The organism is Spiroplasma endosymbiont of Nephrotoma flavescens (genome assembly GCF_964030835.1).
GTDB lineage: Bacteria > Bacillota_I > Bacilli_A > Mycoplasmatales > Nriv7 > Nriv7.
The window spans coordinates 276,211-299,280 of sequence record NZ_OZ034982.1; the positions used below are offsets into that span (position 1 = coordinate 276,211).

The window sequence follows — 23,070 nt, forward strand, 5'->3', positions numbered from 1 at the left end:
TATATGGGATACAAACATCTTGGCATAGATGAAAGAATTTATATTGAGAATCAATTGAAATTTAAAGTAAAAATTAGTGAAATAGCTAAAAATCTTAATCGAAGTATTAGTACTATTAATCGAGAAGTTAATAGAAATAAAGATAATAATCATTATTTTTCATTAATTGCACAAAATAAAGCAGAAAATAGAAAACAATTACATGTTTATTTTCATAAATTTAAAAATAGAGAATTAGTAAAATATGTACAACAAAAATTATTATTAGGTTGATCGCCTGAACAAATTTATGGCAGAATTAAAAATTTTCATCAAGAATGAATTATTAGTTTTAAAACAATTTACAATTGAATTTATTCTGGATTACTTGAAAAGGTTACTAGTAAAAATTTAAGAAGAAAAGGTAAGAAACGAAAATCTCAAGAAAATCGGGGTAAATTTAATGGTAAATCCATTAAAGAACGAAATGTTAATAATCGCATAACTCTTGGCCATTGAGAAGGTGATACTGTAGTATCATCACGAGGTAAAAGTAAATCATGTTTAATAACTTTAGTTGAAAGAACATCAAGATTTACTTTAGCAATATTAGTTGAAAATAGAACTACTAAAGTTATTAACAAAAATATTAGTCATTATTTATCAATTCTTCCAAATAATCTTGTTAAGACTATAACATTTGATAGGGGTAAAGAATTTGCTAATTGACAACAACTTGAAAAAAATTTAAATGTGAAAATTTATTTTGCTGATGCATATTCACCTTGACAAAGAGGTACTAATGAAAATACTAATGGTTTAATTAGAGAAAAATTTCCTAAAAAATTTAATTTTTCAAACACTACTAAAAATGCAGTTCATAAATTTATATTGTCTTTAAACCAAAGACCAAGAAAAATACTAAATTATCTTTCGCCAATCGAATATTTGGTTAGAAAAATAATTTAGTTGCACTTAACTTTACAATTTGGCAAAATAAGTTGGATACCAATAGTAAAGAATTACTACGACAATCTTATTATTATAAATTAATCAGTAATCAAGATTTAATTGAATTTTCTGAGATTAATAATTTTGTTAATCAACTTATCCAAATAGATGTTTTAATAAAACAGTTTCAGGTAAATAATCAATTATTTATTGCACCGGATATGAATATTATTAAAAATCCCTATTGCATTTGAAAAGATGAAATTGGTGAACCATTAATAAATGAGTTTGATGAAAGTATTGTTAAAATGTTAATGGCTAACGAGATTCGTTATTTAGATCGCAAAATTATAACTAAAACAAATTGAGATGGTTATTGAACTACAGCATATTATTATAATTTTTATATTAATAATTGTGATTTGCTGATATATTATATATTTCAAACTGGTAATTTTGATGATTTATCTTTTATCCAAGAAGAGGCATTGTTTTCAAGAATTAAAACTTTAAAAAATTTCAATTATTGAGAATTAATTGATAATTCTGATAGCTATGTGAAAGAAATTGTTAAAAAAACATTAGGGGGATTATTAACGATTGTTAATTATTTACCAATTCCTGGGAAACTATTTATTAGTGCCTTAAAAGGTGTATTTTTTGCTTATAGTGCTTTAGATAAAATGGATAAAAAAAATTATTTATATTATGTTTGAGGTTCATTATTTATAAGTCAAAAAAAGTTAGATATTTTAAAATATATGATTACTGCTAGTAATAATTTTAATAACGGGATTAATGTTTTTTGACGACAAGGTTGACTAGATGATCAAAGTTTAATTGTTAAACAAATGGGTCCGAGTGAAAAGCATATTAAAACATATAATAAACATGATATTGTAAAAGTTCGTTATACTGATTGTACAAAGCAGTTAATATCAAATCGTTCACGATGAAGATGTTATGATACTTGAACAAATTCGTGGGATGAAGGTAACGGTTTATATCCGTTTTTGTAAAAACTAAAAATGTAGAATTATGAACATCAACATAATTCTACATTTTTTATTTATTTACTTTCTTTTGTTTCTTTTCTTCTGCTTTTTCTTTTTCTCGTTGGTGATAAGAATAGTGAGCTGATTCAGCATATCGTAAGATTGGCTTTTCCAGAATTAACATTACACCAAAGGTGATGAGATATTTTACAAAAATGAAAACCCCATAAATGCCATAAAAAATTAGCATTTGTGTTTTTAGTGGTTGCTTGGATATTTCTTTGATTGGGTCATGAAGAGAAAAATTCTTACATTTATTAATTATTATTATTGGATTTATTGTCATTGGATGAGTGTGTGTATGAAAACCTAAAGCATCAGCAGCTCACAATTGAGCATTTACAGCAGCAAATAGTGCAGTTGCTAAACAACAAATAAGAATACTGGTGCATTTAGTATAAATGTTTTCTTTGTGAAATAATCTTTTCCATATTCAGTTTAATAGAAAATATAGTCCAATAACAAGAGCATTTAACATCATTCCCATTGTGGCACTAACAACAATATTACCGTGAGCAATGTGGTGGGGAATTATCATATGTAATCAAGGTTTAATTGCACCAATTAGCATTGCAAATCAAGGACCAATTAATGGAATAACTAATAAAATTAGGGTATCACCAATTTCAAAGTTGGCTGCTGGTAAGTTAGGTAAGGGAATAGGAATTTCTAGCATTGATAATGCTAGTGCTAGTGCTAATGCCATTGATGAAATGGTAATTTTAAATATAATATGTTTTTCTTTGAGCATATTTTTCTCCATAATATTAATTGATAATAATTTTTAGTACTAATTATTTATAATAATTATAAATTGGATAATATGTATTGTCAATTAAAATTGGTGTAATGGTCGCGTTTAGTTTTCTTAGGTATTTTTTAAAAAAGAAAAAATAGTCATTTACTATAAATTATTTCAATATGCAAATTAAGTATATATTTCTTATGTATGATTTTTGTTGTAAAAAATTATTTTAATGTTGTTTTTATAAGCCAAATTGTAAAGTTAAGTGCAACTAAATTATTTTTCTAACCAAATATTCGATTGGCGAAAGATAATTTAGTATTTTTCTTGGTCTTTGGTTTAAAGACAATATAAATTTATGAACTGCATTTTTAGTAGTGTTTGAAAAATTAAATTTTTTAGGAAATTTTTCTCTAATTAAACCATTAGTATTTTCATTAGTACCTCTTTGTCAAGGTGAATATGCATCAGCAAAATAAATTTTCACATTTAAATTTTTTTCAAGTTGTTGTCAATTAGCAAATTCTTTACCCCTATCAAATGTTATAGTCTTAACAAGATTATTTGGAAGAATTGATAAATAATGACTAATATTTTTGTTAATAACTTTAGTAGTTCTATTTTCAACTAATATTGCTAAAGTAAATCTTGATGTTCTTTCAACTAAAGTTATTAAACATGATTTACTTTTACCTCGTGATGATACTACAGTATCACCTTCTCAATGGCCAAGAGTTATGCGATTATTAACATTTCGTTCTTTAATGGATTTACCATTAAATTTACCCCGATTTTCTTGAGATTTTCGTTTCTTACCTTTTCTTCTTAAATTTTTACTAGTAACCTTTTCAAGTAATCCAGAATAAATTCAATTGTAAATTGTTTTAAAACTAATAATTCATTCTTGATGAAAATTTTTAATTCTGCCATAAATTTGTTCAGGCGATCAACCTAATAATAATTTTTGTTGTACATATTTTACTAATTCTCTATTTTTAAATTTATGAAAATAAACATGTAATTGTTTTCTATTTTCTGCTTTATTTTGTGCAATTAATGAAAAATAATGATTATTATCTTTATTTCTATTAACTTCTCGATTAATAGTACTAATACTTCGATTAAGATTTTTAGCTATTTCACTAATTTTTACTTTAAATTTCAATTGATTCTCAATATAAATTCTTTCATCTATGCCAAGATGTTTGTATCCCATATAAAAACTCCTTAAATTTACTTTTTCTAAAATAAACTTAGCATCATGAAATTTTTATATGAAATCTTTTGCAATTTTATTTACTTGCACTTACAAGTATAATTCAGCAATTTTATTTACTTGCACTTACAAGTATAATTCAGCATAAGCATTTTACTTAGTTTTTATAACCTTTTATTAAGAATATGTTTGTTAATATTAAATATTTTGTTTTATTAATTATTTTTCAAGTAAAAAGGTAATAAATTTTTAGTTGCTTTTCTTTCAAAATTATTCAAATCTTTACCCACCTAACAAAACTTTATGCGCCCTGGTGAATAATTGGCGAGGGTAGTAGGACTTGAACCCACAACATTTAGTTTTGGAGACTAACGTTCTACCATTGAACTATACCCTCAATGTTATATTTTAATTATAAAGGAGTTTTAATTAATTTTTTAATTAATCTATATATTTTATTTATTGAGTAATTAAAAATTACGCTAAGAATATAATTCTTAGCGTAATGTGACAACATTATTTAAATATTAAAATTTAATGATATTTTTAAGACTTTTAATCTCTTTATTAATTTCATTAATGAACTTTTCATAATCTTTTATTTGTGTATTGATATTTTCATCATCAATTAATGTTTCTATCTCATAGGTAATGTTAAATCAAAAGCTTTTTTGATAGAAATATTCTTTATGGTTAACATGCCCAGCAGAAAAGAATTCATCCATCGATTGATCTTTGCCTCAATCTAAATCGCCAGAATAGGCATTAGTTCAAACATAACCAGTACCTTCATAATTAAGGATAGCATTTCATGTTACTGTAAAAGCTTTTTGTTGTTGAAAATGATTTTTAATGATGTTTAGTTGTTTAATACCTTGACTAGTTTCTTGACTTCAAATATTTTCATAATGGATAGAATCTTTATTGGTATTATAACCAACATTTACTTCTTTGATTTTAATTGAATCCATTTTGATATTTGGTGCTTTTAATTGAGGGATATTGATATCAATGATTCTTTTTTCGTTGTTACTTTTATAATATATTTGTTTTTCGTTTTCATCATATCAATAGTTAATAAATTCATTTTTTCCGATATGAGTTACTTTCTCATACTTACCTGAATTTTCTTTAAGTTTTTTATTAAGATCAGTAATTATTTTTTCATAATCTAATTTTTGTTGCTTAATTTGATTATAACGATTACTATCAAAAATAACTTTTATGTAAGGTAATTGGTAATCAACAAATTCATTATCATCATTAAACTTTAAGGTTATTTTTGATTTTACAATAAAGTTTTCTTGAATTTCTTGGTTTCAATCAAATAATTCTTCGTTATGAAAAAAATTACCTGCTGAAAGAAGTTTGTGCGGATCTATAGTTGCTCGGCTGTTATCTAGTAGGTTATTAAATTTTATTTGTATTATCCTTTCAGCAGTGTTTTGAAGTTCACTAATTTTGGTTTCACCTTTCGCAAAGTTATATGGTAGGGAATTTTTTTCATTATAATTTTCAATAAGTTTTTGAATTTTCAATACATTTCTTTTTCTAATTCTTTATTTTTATCTCTTAATTTTTCTTTTTCTTCTTCGGTTGTATTCTTATCGTTTATTAATTTATGGTTTTCTGTTATTAGTTCATCTCTTATTACTATTAATTTATTTTTTTCTGCTATTATTTTTTCTTTTTCTTTTATTAATTGATTTTTTTCTGCTATTATTTTTTTTCTTTTAATCATTTATTTTCGGTATCTTTATTATTAAAGTATCCGATTCATTCGTTGATAAAAGAACTTACTTGATTAATTTTTACTTCAAAATCTGAGAGTTCAGTTTCATCGGTTCAAAAATCTTTATTTGTAATATTAGCGTTTTTACTAGTAAAGTTAAGTTTATCGTAAGCATTAAAATCATTTTGATATTTATTAAATAGTTTTAAGAAAATTTCTTCAATTTGGTTAAAATTATCTTTAATTGCTTTAAAATATTGGTTTCTTTTTTGTTGTAATTCATCTTCTGATATTTCTGAAGCGGTTAGTTGATATTCAGTATTGTCAGTAGAACTAATAATATGTTTAACTGACATCAAAGCGTTAATTAAGTCAACTTTAACTTTTTCAATTTTCTTAAAATTGTTTATTACTGTTGCGTCTTTGATATTATTTAAGAATTTTTTAAAATTTTCTAAATTTTTTTTAATTTGTTGGTAATTTTCATCACTAATTTTGTGGTCAAAGGTATCAACAATTTCTGAAAATAAACTATGATTTTGTTTATTATATTTCATCATTGTATCTCTGATTTTTTCTAATAGAGGGGCAATACTAATCTTATCTAAATTGGTTTGCGTGCTAGCAATTTTATCTAAAATATATTGTTGTAGTTCTTGGGTTAAATCGTTCATTGCTTTACTGTCATCATTTCCATAACCGGTGTTAGAACTAATTATATTTAATAATCTTGTACATACTTTATCTCAGTTAGAAAGTGCTATGAGATATAAATTTAGCAGTTCTTTTTGATAGTTGTGGGGCATTTGTGGATTTTTAATAAATTCGCGATTTATTTCTAATTCAATATCATTAATACGGTTTGTTAGACCTTTAATTACTTCTTGGTAGGCGTCTACTCTTTGTTGTAAACCATATTGGGTATTATTTAAAGTAGCTTCAGCCGAGTCAATGAATGAATTACTAATTTCATGGACTTTCTTTTCAATTAGTCGTTTAATATTTAAATTAAACCCTGTTAGTACTTCTAATAATTCACTAATTTTATGACTGCTTTTTTCAATTTTTTTAATTTCATTTTGAACAAAATGTGATTTTTTAGGAAGAAAAGCATTTTGATGTTGACCTTCTTTTTGATATGTAGAAATTTCTTTTTCCGTTCATATAAATAAGTCCTCTAAATTTCAAGCAGTGTTTAAAAATAAATTAAGGATATTTATTTGTTGACTTTTTGTAATATCAAGATTTTCATAAATATCTTGATGAACGATAGTTTGTAAATGCTGTAATGGTTTTACATAATTAGTTTCAAAATGTAATTCAAAGGAATTTTCTTGAAAAAATATTGAATCGGCATTTTTTACAAAATCTAAAAATGATGCTTTAAAATGAGTCATATTATTGCTGAGAGAATTTAATGAATTGCAAAAACTTGCTAATATTTTTGTTAGTATCTCATTCAAATTCGGTGTCACAAATACTAGGTTCTGTTTTAACTATTGATAAGTCTGAGTTCATAGTTATACCTCCGGCGTAATTTAAATTTTTAGTACTGTTACTAAAAATTTATCTTTGATGACATCACTCCAAACTTAGTTGATTTAAAATTATTATAGCAGATATTTTTTTTCATTAACAAAATCACTTTTAGACTTTTTTGAAAATAAATAATTTGGGTTATTTCTTTAAGGATATTTTGATAATAACTTTACACATTCGCAATAACTCTATAAGAGTTGTAACAGTTAAATATAATTTTAGTTCCCTTGTTAATGAGAAAAGATTTAAAAATTATTTATATGCCAAATTGTAAAGTTAAGTGCAACTAAATTATTTTTCTAACCAAATATTCGATTGGCGAAAGATAATTTAGTATTTTTCTTGGTCTTTGGTTTAAAGACAATATAAATTTATGAACTGCATTTTTAGTAGTGTTTGAAAAATTAAATTTTTTAGGAAATTTTTCTCTAATTAAACCATTAGTATTTTCATTAGTACCTCTTTGTCAAGGTGAATATGCATCAGCAAAATAAATTTTCACATTTAAATTTTTTTCAAGTTGTTGTCAATTAGCAAATTCTTTACCCCTATCAAATGTTATAGTCTTAACAAGATTATTTGGAAGAATTGATAAATAATGACTAATATTTTTGTTAATAACTTTAGTAGTTCTATTTTCAACTAATATTGCTAAAGTAAATCTTGATGTTCTTTCAACTAAAGTTATTAAACATGATTTACTTTTACCTCGTGATGATACTACAGTATCACCTTCTCAATGGCCAAGAGTTATGCGATTATTAACATTTCGTTCTTTAATGGATTTACCATTAAATTTACCCCGATTTTCTTGAGATTTTCGTTTCTTACCTTTTCTTTTTAAATTTTTACTAGTAACCTTTTCAAGTAATCCAGAATAAATTCAATTGTAAATTGTTTTAAAACTAATAATTCATTCTTGATGAAAATTTTTAATTCTGCCATAAATTTGTTCAGGCGATCAACCTAATAATAATTTTTGTTGTACATATTTTACTAATTCTCTATTTTTAAATTTATGAAAATAAACATGTAATTGTTTTCTATTTTCTGCTTTATTTTGTGCAATTAATGAAAAATAATGATTATTATCTTTATTTCTATTAACTTCTCGATTAATAGTACTAATACTTCGATTAAGATTTTTAGCTATTTCACTAATTTTTACTTTAAATTTCAATTGATTCTCAATATAAATTCTTTCATCTATGCCAAGATGTTTGTATCCCATATAAAAACTCCTTAAATTTACTTTTTCTAAAATAAACTTAGCATCATGAAATTTTTATATGAAATCTTTTGCAATTTTATTTACTTGCACTTACAAGTATAATTCAGCAAACTAATAATTCATTCTTGATGAAAATTTTTAATTCTGCCATAAATTTGTTCAGGCGATCAACCTAATAGTAATTTTTGTTGTACATATTTTACTAATTCTCTATTTTTAAATTTATGAAAATAAACATGTAATTGTTTTCTATTTTCTGCTTTATTTTGTGCAATTAATGAAAAATAATGATTATTATCTTTATTTCTATTAACTTCTCGATTAATAGTACTAATACTTCGATTAAGATTTTTAGCTATTTCACTAATTTTTACTTTAAATTTCAATTGATTCTCAATATAAATTCTTTCATCTATGCCAAGATGTTTGTATCCCATATAAAAACTCCTTAAATTTACTTTTTCTAAAATAAACTTAGCATCATGAAATTTTTATATGAAATCTTTTGCAATTTTATTTACTTGCACTTACAAGTATAATTCAGCATAATTAAATCAAATTTATTTTAAAAAGGAGAGGATACTAATGGATTTAGATGAAAAAATTTTACAAGTTTGAGATAATGCACTTTCTTGCTTTTGCTCTGTAAATGATTGTTTTAGTAACCATAAATTATGTGGTATTTGCCGAGATACAATACTTTATGTGGCTCATGAAAGCAATTAACCTAATAGTAGATATGCATGGAATGTGGATCATATCGTTCCGCTTTCTAGAGGAGGAAGCAACCATATTACAAATTTACAAGCTGTTCATATTGAGTGCAATTGCAATAAAAGAAACTACTAATAAACATAAATTTAACAAAATGGCTATCACAGCCATTTTTTAATTTGTTTTAATTAATTGAATGGAGAAAAAATGTGAAAGAAAAATTCAAAGAAAAAAATGAAAACTTATTTGTAAGGTAAGACAGAGATATTACACAACTATAATTTACAATTCACTAATGTTAAACATTAGTGAATTTGTGTAATAAGACTGTGTAATCAAGACATTTAAAATACTCCTTATTTATTGCACTTTTCTTAATTTTACATAATGAATACAAATTAAAAAATCAAAATATAATTTTATGACCTAATGTTGCTGAATGGATATTTTTAAAATGGTAAAAGCATATCGAATAAATATGAAAATAATTATGTATATTTTAGAAAAAAATTCATTATTTTCAGTTATAATAATTTTTGTGAAAATAAAAGTCTGATGAGTTATCTGATGAGTTAAATACTCATAGTTTCAATTAATTCTTAAATATAAGAATTAATTTTCAAAACATAATCTAATAACTCCAATAAACTTTACATGCTCAGCGTGTTGGTCGCGTTTAGTTTTCTTAGGTATTTTTTAAGCTGAATTATACTTGTAAGTGCAAGTAAATAAAATTGCAAAAGATTTCATATAAAAATTTCATGATGCTAAGTTTATTTTAGAAAAAGTAAATTTAAGGAGTTTTTATATGGGATACAAACATCTTGGCATAGATGAAAGAATTTATATTGAGAATCAATTGAAATTTAAAGTAAAAATTAGTGAAATAGCTAAAAATCTTAATCGAAGTATTAGTACTATTAATCGAGAAGTTAATAGAGCTGAATTATACTTGTAAGTGCAAGTAAATAAAATTGCAAAAGATTTCATATAAAAATTTCATGATGCTAAGTTTATTTTAGAAAAAGTAAATTTAAGGAGTTTTTATATGGGATACAAACATCTTGGCATAGATGAAAGAATTTATATTGAGAATCAATTGAAATTTAAAGTAAAAATTAGTGAAATAGCTAAAAATCTTAATCGAAGTATTAGTACTATTAATCGAGAAGTTAATAGAAATAAAGATAATAATCATTATTTTTCATTAATTGCACAAAATAAAGCAGAAAATAGAAAACAATTACATGTTTATTTTCATAAATTTAAAAATAGAGAATTAGTAAAATATGTACAACAAAAATTATTATTAGGTTGATCGCCTGAACAAATTTATGGCAGAATTAAAAATTTTCATCAAGAATGAATTATTAGTTTTAAAACAATTTACAATTGAATTTATTCTGGATTACTTGAAAAGGTTACTAGTAAAAATTTAAGAAGAAAAGGTAAGAAACGAAAATCTCAAGAAAATCGGGGTAAATTTAATGGTAAATCCATTAAAGAACGAAATGTTAATAATCGCATAACTCTTGGCCATTGAGAAGGTGATACTGTAGTATCATCACGAGGTAAAAGTAAATCATGTTTAATAACTTTAGTTGAAAGAACATCAAGATTTACTTTAGCAATATTAGTTGAAAATAGAACTACTAAAGTTATTAACAAAAATATTAGTCATTATTTATCAATTCTTCCAAATAATCTTGTTAAGACTATAACATTTGATAGGGGTAAAGAATTTACTAATTGACAACAACTTGAAAAAAATTTAAATGTGAAAATTTATTTTGCTGATGCATATTCACCTTGACAAAGAGGTACTAATGAAAATACTAATGGTTTAATTAGAGAAAAATTTCCTAAAAAATTTAATTTTTCAAACACTACTAAAAATGCAGTTCATAAATTTATATTGTCTTTAAACCAAAGACCAAGAAAAATACTAAATTATCTTTCGCCAATCGAATATTTGGTTAGAAAAATAATTTAGTTGCACTTAACTTTACAATTTGGCTTAAAAAAGAAAAAATAGTCATTTACTATAAATTATTTCAATATGCAAATTAAGTATATATTTCTTATGTATGATTTTTGTTGTAAAAAATTATTTTAATGTTGTTTTTATAAGCATTTTACTTAGTTTTTATAACCTTTTATTAAGAATATGTTTGTTAATATTAAATATTTTGTTTTATTAATTATTTTTCAAGTAAAAAGGTAATAAATTTTTAGTTGCTTTTCTTTCAAAATTATTCAAATCTTTACCCACCTAACAAAACTTTATGCGCCCCAGCGTGTTAAATATATTTGTAATTGCTAAGGAATAGTGTATAATATTTAATTGTGTATATTATATGTACCATTATTGATACGCCAAGAAGCGTTGTAGTAAAAGTAATTTTTAATTCAGGAAGGAGACCGTGTTATGGCTCAAAAAATTAGAATTCGTTTATGTGGTTATGATAGCAAAACTGTTGACCAGTCAATTTTTAAAATTGTTCAAGCAGCGCAATTGACGGGAGCAAAAGTTAAGGGACCGATTCCTTTGCCAACCAAAAGAGAAATTTATACTGTTTTACGATCTGTTCATAAACATAAAGATGCTCGTGAACAGTTTGAAATTCGAACTCATAATAGAATCGTTGATATTATTAATCCAACGCCAAAAACTGTAAATAGTTTATCAAGATTACAACTACCGAGTGGTGTGGATATTGAGATTAAATTAAATGCAATTACCTAGTCAACCTTTTAGAAATATATTTTAAAAGGCAATGATATACACAATAATGATAAGTTGGAAAGGACGGTAAAATTCTTATGAAAGGAATTTTAGGCAGAAAAATTGCTATGAGTCAGGTCTTTACTGTTGAAGGAAAGATAATTCCCGTAACAGTTATTGAAGTGCAACCTAATGTTGTTACTGATGTTAAAACAGCAGAAAAAAATGGTTATACTTCGTTGCAATTAGCGGTAGAAGATAAAAGAGCTAATTTAGTTAATAAACCATTGACAGGACATTTTAAAAGAGCTCAGACAACTCCGAAAAGGTTTAGTAAAGAGATTCGTGAAATGTCAGGGTTTAATATGGGAGATATTATTAATTGTGATATTTTCACTCCTGGTGAATTAGTGGATGTGCGAGCCATTAGCAAGGGTAAAGGCTTTGCAGGAGTTATTAAACGCCATAATTATTCAAGAGGGCCGATGGCTCATGGTTCTGGATTTCATCGTGAAATTGGTTCAATGGGTGCGATTGCTCCGAACCGAATTTTTAAAGGAAAAAAGATGCCAGGAAGAATGGGACATCAACAAGTTACAATGCAAAATTTGCAAGTAATTCATATTGATGTTGCTAAGAATGCGCTATTAGTTAAAGGTTCAATTCCAGGACCTAAAAAACAGTTTGTTGTTATTACTGAAGCGATTAAGGGCTTAAAAACAAAAACACCACCAAATTTAGTTAACAATCAACCACCTGTTGAAACTACTACAGTAGATGTTAGTAGCGTTGCCCCAGCAGCATAATTATTAAGGAGAAAAAATGATGAAGTTACAAGTATTAGATATTAATGGTAATGTTGTTAAAGATGTTAGTTTAAATGAGAAAGTTTGAAATATTACGCCTCATCAACAAGCAATGTTTGATGCGACAATTGCTCAACAAGCGTCTTGAAGACAGGGAACACATCAAACTAAAACTCGTGGTGAAGTTAGGGGTGGTGGTAAAAAACCATGAAAGCAAAAGGGAACAGGCCGAGCCAGACAAGGTTCAATTCGTTCGCCACAATGAAAAGGTGGGGGAATTGTATTTGGTCCGACAGTTGAGAAAAATTATAAATTGCATGTTAATCGGAAAGTAAGAAAGTTAGCATTAAAATCGGCGTTATCTTTAAAAGCACAAAATAATGAACTTATTATTGTTGATACTATTAGTTTAGAAAAATATTCAACAAAGGCAGTTTTACAAATTTGTCAAAATTTAAAGTTAGTGGATAATAAAACATTATTAATTACTAAAGTAGCTGATGAAATGATTGTTAAATCAGCAAGTAATATTGCAAAATTTAATGTCATTGCTGCTAGTAGTTTAAATATTTATGATTTATTGCACGCTAATAAGTTATTAATAACTTTAGAGGCGTTAGTAAACATTGAGGGGGTATTGGCATAATGCATATTACCGAAGTAATTAAAAAGCCAGTCTTAACAGAAAAGTCATATTTAAAAATTAATGTTGATGGTAAATATACTTTTGAAGTTAATTATAAGGCTAATAAGACACAAATTAAAAAAGCATTTGAAACTATTTTTGAAGTAAAAGTTCTTAAGGTAAATATTATTAAAAAGAAAACGAAAGCTAAAAAAATGGGACGGTTTGAAGGATTAACTAATGCTAGTAAAAGAGCGATTTTTACTTTAAAACCAGGTGAAAAATTAGAGTTATTTAATAACGAATAATATTAAGGAGTAAGAGTTATGGCAATAAAGAAATATAAACCAGTTACTAATGGTCGTCGTAATATGACAACTCTTGATTATTCAGTTTTAACAACTGATAAACCAGAGAAATCGTTATTAACTACATTAAATAGGAAATTTGGTCGGAATAATCGGGGAATTATTACTACGCGTCATAAAGGTGGCGGTCATAAAAGAAAATATCGTATTATTGATTTTAAACGCGATAAAGACAATATTATTGGTAAAGTAGCAAGTATTGAGTATGATCCTAATCGTAATGCGTTTATTTCATTAGTTAATTATCTTGATGGTGAAAAAAGATATATTTTAGCACCTAAAACTCTTGAAGTGGGAATGGAAATTGTTAGTGGTCCGCTGGTGGATATTAAAGTTGGTAATAATATGCCAATGGGAAAAATGCCTGAGGGGACAGTAGTTCATAATATTGAATTGCGACCTTTAAAAGGTGGCCAATTAGCTAGAAGCGCGGGAACTAGTGCTCAATTATTAGGAAAAGATGAAAGTGGTCGTTATGTTACGATTCGTTTAAATTCTGGTGAGGTTCGCAAGATATTAGCATCTTGTCGAGCAACAATTGGTGAAGTTGGTAATGAAGATCGGAACTTAGTTAATTGAGGAAAAGCTGGAAGAAATCGTTGAAGAGGAATTCGTCCGACGGTTAGAGGTTCAGTTATGAATCCTAATGATCATCCACATGGTGGTGGTGAAGGAAAAGCGCCGATTGGAAGAGTAGCTCCTGTAACACCTTGAGGTAAGAAGACATTGGGGATGAAAACTCGTAATCCTCGTAAGGCTTCAACAAAATTAATTATTAGAAGAAAGAAAAAATAGGGTAATGCTTATGAAAGGAAATGGTTAAGGATGGGAAGATCATTAAAAAAAGGACCATATATTGCGTCACATTTATTGAAAAAAGTTGAGTTGTTGAATAGTAATAATAAAAGAGAAGTAATGAAAACTTGATCGCGTCGCTCTACTATTTCTCCTGCCTTCATTAATCATACAGTTGCTGTTCATGATGGTAGAAGGCATGTTCCGGTTTTTGTAACTGAAGATATGGTTGGTCATAAATTTGGTGAATTTGCACCAACAAGATCGTTTGGTGGGCACGGAAATGATAAGAAGAAGAAATAGTAAGGAGTTTAAAATATGGAAGCAAAAGCTATTTTAAGAACAATTAGAATTGCCCCCAGAAAGGTGCAATTAATTGCTGAATTAATAAGAAGAAAACCAGTTACTGATGCTTTAGCGATTTTAATGAATACTAATAAAAAAGCTAGTGAGCCAGTACTTAAACTTCTAAAATCGGCTATTGCTAATGCGGTAAATAATTATGCGATGGATGGGGATGCGTTATTAATTAAAGAGGTTTTAGTGAGTGAGGGTGCAACTTTAAAACGGTTTCGACCATCAGATCATGGACAAGCTTATAAAATATTAAAAAGAACTAGTCACATTACAATTGTCGTAACAGACAAAAAGGGAGGTAATCAATAATGGGGCAAAAGGCAAGTCCACATGGATTACGACTTGGTATTAATAAAGACTGAGACTCAAGATGATATGCTAAAGATAAAAATTTTGCTAATTGATTACATTCTGATATTAAAATTCGTAAAGTAATTTTGAAAAAATGGAAAAATGCAGCAATTGCTAAAGTTGAAATTGAACGCACGAAAGAAAATATTACGCTGTTCATTCATTCTTCGCGTCCGGGTGTTGTCTTAGGACAAGAAGGTTCAAATATTGAAAATATTATTAAAGCTATTCGGCGCGCAATTGGTTTGACAACTAATAGTAAATTAGACATTAAGATTAATGTTGTTGATATCAAAGTTTCTGATTTGAATGCCCAACTTGTTGCTGAAAATATGGCGCAACAAATTGTTAATCGGGCATCGTTTAGAACGATACAAAAATTAGCAATCCGTAAAGCAATGAAAGCTGGAGCGAAGGGAATTAAAACTTTAGTGTCGGGAAGACTTGGCGGTGTTGATATGGCTCGTAGTGAGGGTTATGCTGAAGGAAGTGTTCCCTTGGCAACTTTGCGAAGTGATATTGATTATGCTAAAGCATCAGCGTTAACAACTTATGGTTTGATTGGAATTAAGGTTTGAATTTATAAGGGTGAAATTTTATCAGAAAAGAAAAATTCTGTTAAGGAGGCGAAGTAATTATGTTAATGCCAAAACGAACTAAATATCGCCGTCCGCATCGTGTTTCTTATGAAGGCAAAGCAACAAGAGGAACTAAGGTTTCGTTTGGTGAATATGGATTACAAGCAGTTGGCAAATTAGTTATGCCTAAAAGAAGTATTGTTGTCAATACTGATCAAGTACAAAAAAAACCTGAATTACAAGGTCTTTGAATTACTTCAAAACAAATTGAAGCAGCAAGAATTGCAGCGACAAGATATATGAAACGAGGCGGAAAAGTTTGAATTAATATTTTTCCGCAGATGGCGAAAACTAAAAAGCCACTTGAAGTGCGAATGGGTTCTGGAAAAGGGTCTCCTGAAGAGTTTGTTGCTGTTGTTAAAAAAGGACGAATTATGTTTGAAGTTGCTGGTGTTACTGAAGAAGTAGCAAGAGAGGCATTAAGATTGGCAATGCATAAATTGCCAATCAGATGTAAAATCGTTAAACGAGGTGAAGAATAATGGCAAAGAAGATATTTAAAGATAAAAGCATTAATGATTTACAACATCGTGCTGAAGAATTAAAAGCAGAATTGTTTGCCTTAAGATTTCAATCAGCAACTGGACAATTAGAAAAGCCTCATCGGATTAAAGAATTACGAAGAGAAGTTGCTAGAATATTAACGCATTTACAAATGAGAAAAGATGCTGGTGAAGTTGTTAAACCATTGAATCAACAAAAAGTTATTATTTCTGAAACATTACAAAAAGAAATTGATCAAAAAACTAAAGTTGTTGAAGAGAAAGCAAAACTTAAAGAAAAGAAATTAGTTGTTGAAAAGCAAGATGATGTTGTTACTGAACAAATTGAACTGGAAAATCAAAAATTAGTGGCAAAGGAAATTAAAAAAGTTAAAGATGGTGGAGCACCAGTTATGGAAGAAAAGAAAGCTTCTAAGCCGATAACAAGTAAAGATAGTAAAGAATCTAGTGTTAAAACAGCAAAAGTTACTAAATCTAAAGCAGCAACAATAACCCCTAATACAAAAACTGATGAAAAGCGAGGCGATAATGATGGAAAGAAATAACCGTAAAGTTTATACGGGTATTGTTGTTTCTAGTAAAATGGAGAAGACAATTACTGTTTTAGTAGAAACATATAAAAATGATCCGATATATAAAAAACGCGTTAAATATTCAAAAAAGTTTAAAGCTCATGATCAAGACAATTCTTCCCAAGAGGGTGATCGTGTTTTAATTATGGAAACAAGACCATTATCAGCAACTAAACGCTTTCGTTTAGTAAAAATTGTTGAAAAAGCAATTATTTTATAGAAAAGGAAGTATAGATTATGATTCAAACTGAGTCTCAATTAAGGGTCGCTGATAATACAGGAGCAAAAGTAATTTTAGTAATTCGGAACTTAGGTGGTTCGGTTCGTAAATTTACAAGTGTTGGTGATGTTATTGTTTGTTCAGTTAAACAAGCAACACCGGGGGGAACTGTTAAAAAGGGACAAGTTGTTAAAGCTGTTATTGTTCGTACTAAAAAAGCTGTTCGCAGAAGTGATGGTACATATATTAAGTTTTCGGAAAATGCAGCTGTTCTTATTAGAGATGATAAAATGCCAAGAGGAACAAGAATTTTTGGTCCGATTGCTAGAGAAGTAAAAGAAGCAGGATTTAATAAAATTGCTTCTTTAGCAACTGAGGTGATATAAGATGATAAAAATAAAAATTAAAAAAGGTGACCAAGTATTAGTTATTGCTGGTAAACACCGTGGTTTTAAAGGACCAGTTACTAATATTTTAAAGAAAAAACTTCGTGTGGAAATTGAAGGCATTACAATTAAAAAAAACCAAAAACCAACCCAAAATGATGAAGGGGGAATTAAAGAAATTCCTGCAAGCATTCATCTTTCCAATGTTGCTTTACTAGATAGTAAAGATAAAACTAAAACAACTAAAATTGGTTATGAGATTAAAGATGGTAAAAAATATCGGATTGCTCGTAAAACCAAGACAAGAATTTAATTGAAGGAGTTAAAATTTGATGAATTATTTACAAAAACAATATCAAGATGGAATTATTCAGGAAATGATGCAAGAATATAATTTTACTTCTACAATGCAAGTTTCTAAAATTATCAAAGTAGTTGTTAATGTTGGTATTGGTGATGCTGTTAGTAACAGTAAAAATATTGAAATAGTAATGCAAGAATTGTACTTAATTACCGGACAAAAACCAGTAATAACTAGAGCAAAAAAATCAATTGCTGGTTTTAAGTTACGAGAAGGAATGCCAATTGGGTGTAAAGTAACTTTACGGGGTACTAAAATGTATGACTTTCTTTATAAATTATTTAATATTAATTTACCTCGGGTTCGTGATTTTCGTGGTTTAAATAAAGCTGGTTTTGATAAACAGGGTAACTACACATTAGGAATTAAAGAACAATTGATTTTTCCTGAAATTGATTACGACAAAGTTGTAAAAACAAGAGGAATGAGTATTACTATTGTAATGTCTAGTAATAATCAAAATGAATCATTTTCTTTACTAAAAAAAATGGGTGCACCATTTAAGAAATAGGAGAGGAAAGAAACTGATGGCAAAAAAATCACTAAAAGTAAAACAATTAAAAACTCCTAAGTTTGCAGTTCGCGCATACACTCGTTGTCAAAATTGTGGCCGACCAAAGTCAGTATTAAAAAAGTTTCAATTATGTCGTATATGTATTCGTGAATTTGGCAATAAAGGGCAAATCCCTGGGCTTAAGAAAGCTTCATGATAGGAGGTAGTTAGTAAAATATGATGACAGATCCAATTAGCGATATGCTAACAAGAATTCGCAATGCTAACCAGCGACAATTTAAAAAGGTAAGCATTCCGAATTCTAATATAAAATTGCAAATTGCTCAAATTCTGAAAGAAGAAGGGTATATTACCGATTTTAAAATTAATGAGAAATCCAAAGATGGAACTCATAGTAAAATTGATATTTTATTAAAATATAAAGCAAGTCAAAGGGTAATTTGAGGTTTAAAGAGAATATCTAAGCCAGGTCTTAGAGTATATGTTAAAAATAGTGAGATTCCAAAGGTTTTAAATGGTTTAGGAATTGCAATTATTTCGACATCACTTGGAGTTATGACTGATGCAAAAGCAAGAGAAAATCGTTTAGGTGGCGAAGTTCTTGCCTTTGTTTGATAGGGTGATAAATTATGTCAAGAATTGGTAATCGCATTCTATCTGTACAAGATGGCGTTGAAATAAATGTTGCAAAAAATAATATCATAATTATTAAAGGACCTAAAGGAACACTCAATAAACAATTACCACAAAAAATTACTATTTTCGTTGAAAACCAAACGATTAAAACTATCAGACCGAATGAACAAAAACATACTAAGCAATTACATGGAACTACTAATTCATTGTTAGAAGGAATGTTAACAGGTGTTACTACTGGTTTTAGTAAAAGATTATTAATTAATGGGGTGGGATATCGTGCTAATATTCAGGGTGATAAACTAAATTTAAGTTTAGGGTTTTCACATCCGATTCAATATACTATCCCTGAAGGAGTAACAGTTGTTTGCCCTAAACCAACAGAACTTATTGTTTCAGGAATTAGTAAAGAATTAGTTGGACAAGTAGCAGCCAATATTTGTGCTTTTCGACGAATAGACCCGTACAAAGGTAAAGGAATTCAATATGATAATGAATACATTATTCGTAAGGAAGGGAAATCAGCAGGTAAATAGACAATAGTCTAGATTACTTTCAAAGGAGTTAAAAATGAAATCAAATCGCTATGAAGCAAGAAAAATTAGACATTTTCGCATTCGTAAAAAAATAACTGGTTCTGAATTAAGACCCCGACTTAATGTATTTCGTTCTAATAAGAATCTTTATGCACAAATTATTGATGATAGTCAGCACCGGACACTAGTTTCTTACTCAACTTTGCAAATGGCAGGTACAGGTAAGAACAATTTAAATAAAGCTAGTGCTACTCTTCTGGGAGAAATGTTAGCAAAGAAAGCTTTAGAAAATAATATTACCACTGTGGTCTTTGATCGTGGGGGGTACTTGTATCACGGAAAAATTGCTGCGTTTGCGGAGGCTGCAAGAGAACATGGATTGAAATTTTAGTAGAGGAGAAGTATGTTAATGCAAGAAAAAAAAGATCAACAAAATTTAACGACATCACCAACTAAGCCTAATTTTGCTAATCGAGGTAGTGATGGTGAACGAAATAAAAAACGATGAACTAAAAAACCAAACGCTAATTTTCAAAAACCGGTTGAAGAGTTTGAAGAAAAGGTCGTTAAAGTAAGAAGGGTAACTAAAGTAACTAAAGGGGGGCGACATTTTCGTTTCTCAGTAGTAGTTATTGTTGGTAACCATAAGGGAAAAGTTGGTTTTGCTACTGGTAAAGCTAATGAAGTACCCGATGCTATTAAAAAAGCAGCAAAAGCTGCTAAGAAAAATATTTTTATGATTCCAATGGTTGGGGTTACTGTTCCTCATGAGGTTATTGGTCATTATGGTGGGGGCCGAGTATTAATTAAACCTGCTAGAAAAGGTACGGGAATTATTGCTGGTGGTCCAGTTCGGACTTTAATTGAAGTATCTGGTGTTCAAGATATTTATGTTAAGTCATTAGGTTCTAATACCTCACTTATTATGATTAGAGCAGCAATGGATGGTTTAAAACAAATGCGAACTAAAGAACAAGTGTATAGTTTACGAGAAATTAAAGAAAAAGTTAGTGAAAAATCACTAGCAAGGGAACAATAATTATGAAATTACATGAACTTAAATATACTGAAAAATCTCGTAAAGATAAAAAACGCCTTGGAAGAGGAACATCTTCAGGACATGGAAAAACTTCTGGTAAAGGACATAAAGGTCAAAATGCTAGAAGTGGTGGTGGTGTTCGTCCTGGATTTGAAGGTGGACAAACGCCTTTATTTCGTAGAATTCCTAAAATCGGTTTTACCAATTTTACAAAGAAAAAATATGAAATTGTTAACTTAAGTGTTTTAGAACAATTAGATGTAACTGAAATTACTCCCCAAGTTTTAAAAAGCAAAAAATTAATTAATAGTGAAAAATCATTAGTAAAAATTCTTGCTAATGGTAAAATTAGTAAAGCATTAGTTATTAAAGCTCATAAGTTTTCAAAAGTTGCTAAAGATGCTATTGAGAAGGCTAATGGTAAAACCGAGGTGATTTAATAGTGATAACAACCATTAAAAGATTTTATCGTAATAATAAAGATATTTTATTAAAATTAGCTTTTACATTATTGGTTTTATTTATTATTCGTTTGGGAGCATTAATTACTGTTCCAGGGGTTAATATAAATAAAAACCTTAATGAATCTAATAAGGATTCAAGAGAATTTTTTAATTTGATTGCAATGTTAGGTGGAGGCTCTATTGATCGATTTTCACTTTTCGCTTTAGGGTTATCGCCATACATTACTGCTTCTATTATTGTCCAATTATTATCTACTGATTTAGTTCCAGGATTATCTCGTTGAGCCAAATCAGGAGAAAAAGGGAAACGAAAATTAGATTCATTAACTAAATGATTAACATTGCCATTTGGCATTATGCAAGGTTTTGCGACAATTATGACCTTAGCACAACAAAAAATTATTAGTCTTAAATGGCAAGAAGCAGATGCTGGAAATATTGCTACATCGGCAGTGTTTTATTATATTTTGGTACCAACATTGCTTTTGGGAGGGACATTCTTAATTCTTTGACTAGCTGATCAAATTACAATTCGTGGAATTGGTAATGGTGTTTCTTTAGTTATTTTTGCTGGAATTGCTTCTAGTTTACCATTTAATATTGCTAAAACTTTTCAATTTTGAGTTGGTGGTCAAAGTGAAGCAATAGTTGTTTTTAGTGGGTTTTTAAAGTTTTTACTTTATATGGTTGGATTTCTTTTAGTAATTTTAATGGTTGTATTCTTTGCTGAATCAGAAAGAAGAATTCCGATTCAACAGACGGGAAGTGGATTAGCGTTAAAAAGTGAAAAAGCACCGTATTTGCCGTTAAAAATTAATTCGGCTGGTGTTATTCCCGTGATTTTTGCTTCAGCAATTATAACAGCACCTTTAACAATTGCCCAAATTGTTAAAGCTAATAATCCCGAAGGAACAGGGTTTACTAATTTTACTGAGACTTATTTGGCATTAGATTCATGGTCAGGAATGAGCATTTTTGCGATTTTAATTATTCTCTTTACTTTCTTATATTCTCAAGTACAAATTAATCCTGAACAAATGGCAGAGAATTTTCAAAAGAATGGTACATTTATTCCTGGAATTCAACCAGGAAAAGAAACTGAGAAATATATTAAATCAACTTTAAATCGTTTAAGTGTTGTTGGTAGTATCTTTTTAGCTTTTGTTGCCATATTGCCAACATTAATTTCTAAATTAACAAATTTACCGCCAATGTTAGCAATTGGTGGAACAGGAGTTATTATTATGGTTGGTGTTGCAATTGAAGTTATTCGTCAAGTTCAAGGACATTTGACGCAACAATCGTATATTCAATTTAAAAGGGATGAAAATCAAAGTAAAAATATATGATAAAAGAGAGTGGTATTTAAAATGAATTTAATCTTTTTAGGAGCACCCGGAAGTGGTAAAGGAACTCAGTCACAAAAGTTATGTGAGGCATACCGTTTGATACATTTATCAACAGGAGATATTATTCGTCAAGCGATAAAAAATAATTCACCATTGGGATTAAAAACTAAAGAATATTTAGATGCAGGAAAATTAGTACCTGATGAACAAGTCATTAATCTTGTGCGAGAAACCATTGATAATTTAAGCGAAAACTTTATTCTTGATGGTTTTCCAAGAACGCTTAAACAAGCGCATGCGTTGCAAGAGATTTTAGAAAAAAAAGAACAACAAATTGATTTTGTTATTTATTTAGAAGCTGACTTAGAACATTTAATTGATCGGATTACTAATCGCTTAGTTTGTCCGATTTGTAATCGAACATATAACAAATTAGTTAATAAACCTAAAATTGCGATGCAATGTGATGATGATGGTGCATCATTAATTCAGCGCGATGATGATACGAAAGAAAAAGCTAAAATTAGAATTCAAACTTATTTGAATGAGACTTTACCTTTAGTAGAGTATTATCAAGAAGAAAACTTATTACATGTTGTTGATGCTAATCAGTCAAGTAAATTAGTATTTAATGATATTAAAAGTATTTTAGATAGTGTGTAA

At 28.1% G+C, this 23,070-nt stretch carries 35 protein-coding genes and 1 tRNA gene; 28 read left to right on the forward strand and 8 right to left on the reverse strand.

Annotated features, from left to right (window positions below; genetic code table 4):
• Window positions 1-3: 3 nt before the first annotated feature.
• Both AAHN02_RS01610 and AAHN02_RS01615 read left to right on the forward strand, forming a co-directional pair.
• Window positions 4-948: an IS30 family transposase gene (locus AAHN02_RS01610; protein WP_338966716.1), complete on the forward strand. Its 945-nt coding sequence runs from the start codon at window positions 4-6 to the stop codon at window positions 946-948.
• A gap of 32 nt (window positions 949-980) precedes the next feature.
• A complete protein-coding gene (locus AAHN02_RS01615; RefSeq protein WP_342277950.1) occupies window positions 981-1,949 on the forward strand; it encodes a hypothetical protein in 969 nt (322 codons plus the stop codon).
• Window positions 1,950-1,995: 46 nt separating this feature from the next.
• Here AAHN02_RS01615 and AAHN02_RS01620 read toward each other — a convergent pair whose 3' ends face one another.
• From AAHN02_RS01620 to AAHN02_RS01655, 8 genes are all read right to left on the reverse strand, one after another.
• Entirely contained in the window at window positions 1,996-2,736 is a 741-nt protein-coding gene (locus AAHN02_RS01620; protein WP_342277951.1) for an ECF transporter S component, read from the reverse strand.
• Between the two features lie 265 nt (window positions 2,737-3,001).
• A complete protein-coding gene (locus AAHN02_RS01625) occupies window positions 3,002-3,946 on the reverse strand; it encodes an IS30 family transposase (protein ID WP_338966716.1) in 945 nt (314 codons plus the stop codon).
• Window positions 3,947-4,268: 322 nt separating this feature from the next.
• Window positions 4,269-4,343: transfer RNA gene (locus tag AAHN02_RS01630), tRNA-Trp, on the reverse strand.
• A 130-nt stretch (window positions 4,344-4,473) separates the two neighbouring features.
• Window positions 4,474-5,484, reverse strand: coding sequence for a hypothetical protein (locus AAHN02_RS01635; RefSeq protein WP_342277952.1), 1,011 nt, complete (start codon window positions 5,482-5,484; stop codon window positions 4,474-4,476).
• Window positions 5,373-5,687, reverse strand: coding sequence for a hypothetical protein (locus AAHN02_RS01640; protein ID WP_342277953.1), 315 nt, complete (start codon window positions 5,685-5,687; stop codon window positions 5,373-5,375). Before AAHN02_RS01640 ends, AAHN02_RS01635 begins: the two co-directional genes overlap by 112 nt.
• Entirely contained in the window at window positions 5,666-7,075 is a 1,410-nt protein-coding gene (locus AAHN02_RS01645) for a hypothetical protein (protein ID WP_342277954.1), read from the reverse strand. The genes AAHN02_RS01640 and AAHN02_RS01645 overlap by 22 nt, the downstream gene beginning before the upstream one ends.
• A gap of 428 nt (window positions 7,076-7,503) precedes the next feature.
• Entirely contained in the window at window positions 7,504-8,448 is a 945-nt protein-coding gene (locus tag AAHN02_RS01650) for an IS30 family transposase (protein ID WP_342277955.1), read from the reverse strand.
• An 80-nt stretch (window positions 8,449-8,528) separates the two neighbouring features.
• Entirely contained in the window at window positions 8,529-8,885 is a 357-nt protein-coding gene (locus AAHN02_RS01655) for a helix-turn-helix domain-containing protein (RefSeq protein WP_342277956.1), read from the reverse strand.
• Window positions 8,886-9,033: 148 nt separating this feature from the next.
• Between AAHN02_RS01655 and AAHN02_RS01660 the strand changes: the two genes are divergently transcribed.
• The 26 genes from AAHN02_RS01660 (at window position 9,034) to AAHN02_RS01780 (ending at window position 23,070) form a co-directional block, all read left to right on the forward strand.
• On the forward strand, window positions 9,034-9,174 hold the full coding sequence (locus AAHN02_RS01660; RefSeq protein WP_342277957.1) for a hypothetical protein: 141 nt from the start codon (window positions 9,034-9,036) through the stop codon (window positions 9,172-9,174).
• Between the two features lie 24 nt (window positions 9,175-9,198).
• Window positions 9,199-9,297, forward strand: a complete 99-nt coding sequence (locus AAHN02_RS06400; protein WP_425289502.1) for an HNH endonuclease — start codon at window positions 9,199-9,201, stop codon at window positions 9,295-9,297.
• 673 nt (window positions 9,298-9,970) lie between these two features.
• Complete coding sequence (locus tag AAHN02_RS01665) at window positions 9,971-10,120, forward strand: helix-turn-helix domain-containing protein (protein ID WP_342277390.1); 150 nt, start codon at window positions 9,971-9,973, stop codon at window positions 10,118-10,120.
• Window positions 10,121-10,210: 90 nt separating this feature from the next.
• A complete protein-coding gene (locus tag AAHN02_RS01670) occupies window positions 10,211-11,155 on the forward strand; it encodes an IS30 family transposase (protein ID WP_342277391.1) in 945 nt (314 codons plus the stop codon).
• 435 nt (window positions 11,156-11,590) lie between these two features.
• Complete coding sequence (rpsJ, locus tag AAHN02_RS01675; protein WP_215825743.1) at window positions 11,591-11,908, forward strand: 30S ribosomal protein S10; 318 nt, start codon at window positions 11,591-11,593, stop codon at window positions 11,906-11,908.
• Between the two features lie 77 nt (window positions 11,909-11,985).
• Window positions 11,986-12,693, forward strand: a complete 708-nt coding sequence (rplC, locus tag AAHN02_RS01680) for a 50S ribosomal protein L3 (protein WP_338968283.1) — start codon at window positions 11,986-11,988, stop codon at window positions 12,691-12,693.
• A gap of 19 nt (window positions 12,694-12,712) precedes the next feature.
• Window positions 12,713-13,339: a 50S ribosomal protein L4 gene (rplD, locus tag AAHN02_RS01685; protein ID WP_342277958.1), complete on the forward strand. Its 627-nt coding sequence runs from the start codon at window positions 12,713-12,715 to the stop codon at window positions 13,337-13,339.
• Complete coding sequence (gene rplW, locus AAHN02_RS01690) at window positions 13,339-13,626, forward strand: 50S ribosomal protein L23 (RefSeq protein ID WP_342277959.1); 288 nt, start codon at window positions 13,339-13,341, stop codon at window positions 13,624-13,626. The genes rplD and rplW overlap by 1 nt, the downstream gene beginning before the upstream one ends.
• A gap of 18 nt (window positions 13,627-13,644) precedes the next feature.
• On the forward strand, window positions 13,645-14,481 hold the full coding sequence (rplB, locus tag AAHN02_RS01695; protein WP_342277960.1) for a 50S ribosomal protein L2: 837 nt from the start codon (window positions 13,645-13,647) through the stop codon (window positions 14,479-14,481).
• A 30-nt stretch (window positions 14,482-14,511) separates the two neighbouring features.
• Window positions 14,512-14,784, forward strand: coding sequence for a 30S ribosomal protein S19 (gene rpsS, locus AAHN02_RS01700; protein ID WP_342277961.1), 273 nt, complete (start codon window positions 14,512-14,514; stop codon window positions 14,782-14,784).
• Between the two features lie 15 nt (window positions 14,785-14,799).
• Window positions 14,800-15,147, forward strand: coding sequence for a 50S ribosomal protein L22 (gene rplV, locus AAHN02_RS01705; protein WP_338968274.1), 348 nt, complete (start codon window positions 14,800-14,802; stop codon window positions 15,145-15,147).
• Window positions 15,147-15,824 (forward strand): 30S ribosomal protein S3, encoded by a 678-nt coding sequence (gene rpsC / locus AAHN02_RS01710; protein ID WP_342277962.1) that lies wholly within the window; start codon window positions 15,147-15,149, stop codon window positions 15,822-15,824. Before rplV ends, rpsC begins: the two co-directional genes overlap by 1 nt.
• 2 nt (window positions 15,825-15,826) lie before the next feature.
• Entirely contained in the window at window positions 15,827-16,309 is a 483-nt protein-coding gene (rplP, locus tag AAHN02_RS01715) for a 50S ribosomal protein L16 (RefSeq protein ID WP_338968271.1), read from the forward strand.
• Window positions 16,309-16,875, forward strand: a complete 567-nt coding sequence (gene rpmC / locus AAHN02_RS01720; protein WP_342189630.1) for a 50S ribosomal protein L29 — start codon at window positions 16,309-16,311, stop codon at window positions 16,873-16,875. Before rplP ends, rpmC begins: the two co-directional genes overlap by 1 nt.
• Window positions 16,859-17,122 (forward strand): 30S ribosomal protein S17, encoded by a 264-nt coding sequence (gene rpsQ, locus AAHN02_RS01725; protein WP_338968268.1) that lies wholly within the window; start codon window positions 16,859-16,861, stop codon window positions 17,120-17,122. The genes rpmC and rpsQ overlap by 17 nt, the downstream gene beginning before the upstream one ends.
• Window positions 17,123-17,139: 17 nt before the next feature.
• Window positions 17,140-17,508, forward strand: coding sequence for a 50S ribosomal protein L14 (gene rplN, locus AAHN02_RS01730; RefSeq protein ID WP_338968266.1), 369 nt, complete (start codon window positions 17,140-17,142; stop codon window positions 17,506-17,508).
• A 1-nt stretch (window position 17,509) separates the two neighbouring features.
• Window positions 17,510-17,821: a 50S ribosomal protein L24 gene (gene rplX, locus AAHN02_RS01735; RefSeq protein WP_338968264.1), complete on the forward strand. Its 312-nt coding sequence runs from the start codon at window positions 17,510-17,512 to the stop codon at window positions 17,819-17,821.
• A 19-nt stretch (window positions 17,822-17,840) separates the two neighbouring features.
• Window positions 17,841-18,380 (forward strand): 50S ribosomal protein L5, encoded by a 540-nt coding sequence (gene rplE / locus AAHN02_RS01740; RefSeq protein ID WP_375315738.1) that lies wholly within the window; start codon window positions 17,841-17,843, stop codon window positions 18,378-18,380.
• 16 nt (window positions 18,381-18,396) lie between these two features.
• Entirely contained in the window at window positions 18,397-18,582 is a 186-nt protein-coding gene (locus tag AAHN02_RS01745; protein ID WP_338968263.1) for a type Z 30S ribosomal protein S14, read from the forward strand.
• Window positions 18,583-18,599: 17 nt separating this feature from the next.
• Window positions 18,600-19,001 (forward strand): 30S ribosomal protein S8, encoded by a 402-nt coding sequence (gene rpsH / locus AAHN02_RS01750; RefSeq protein ID WP_342189627.1) that lies wholly within the window; start codon window positions 18,600-18,602, stop codon window positions 18,999-19,001.
• An 11-nt stretch (window positions 19,002-19,012) separates the two neighbouring features.
• Entirely contained in the window at window positions 19,013-19,555 is a 543-nt protein-coding gene (gene rplF / locus AAHN02_RS01755) for a 50S ribosomal protein L6 (protein ID WP_342277963.1), read from the forward strand.
• A 34-nt stretch (window positions 19,556-19,589) separates the two neighbouring features.
• The gene (gene rplR, locus AAHN02_RS01760) at window positions 19,590-19,946 is read left to right on the forward strand and encodes a 50S ribosomal protein L18 (protein ID WP_342277964.1); all 357 of its coding nucleotides are present in this window, start codon (window positions 19,590-19,592) and stop codon (window positions 19,944-19,946) included.
• A gap of 18 nt (window positions 19,947-19,964) precedes the next feature.
• On the forward strand, window positions 19,965-20,594 hold the full coding sequence (rpsE, locus tag AAHN02_RS01765; protein WP_342189625.1) for a 30S ribosomal protein S5: 630 nt from the start codon (window positions 19,965-19,967) through the stop codon (window positions 20,592-20,594).
• A gap of 2 nt (window positions 20,595-20,596) precedes the next feature.
• Entirely contained in the window at window positions 20,597-21,034 is a 438-nt protein-coding gene (gene rplO, locus AAHN02_RS01770) for a 50S ribosomal protein L15 (protein WP_342277965.1), read from the forward strand.
• A gap of 2 nt (window positions 21,035-21,036) precedes the next feature.
• The gene (secY, locus tag AAHN02_RS01775; RefSeq protein WP_342277966.1) at window positions 21,037-22,410 is read left to right on the forward strand and encodes a preprotein translocase subunit SecY; all 1,374 of its coding nucleotides are present in this window, start codon (window positions 21,037-21,039) and stop codon (window positions 22,408-22,410) included.
• Between the two features lie 18 nt (window positions 22,411-22,428).
• Window positions 22,429-23,070, forward strand: a complete 642-nt coding sequence (locus tag AAHN02_RS01780; RefSeq protein WP_342277967.1) for an adenylate kinase — start codon at window positions 22,429-22,431, stop codon at window positions 23,068-23,070.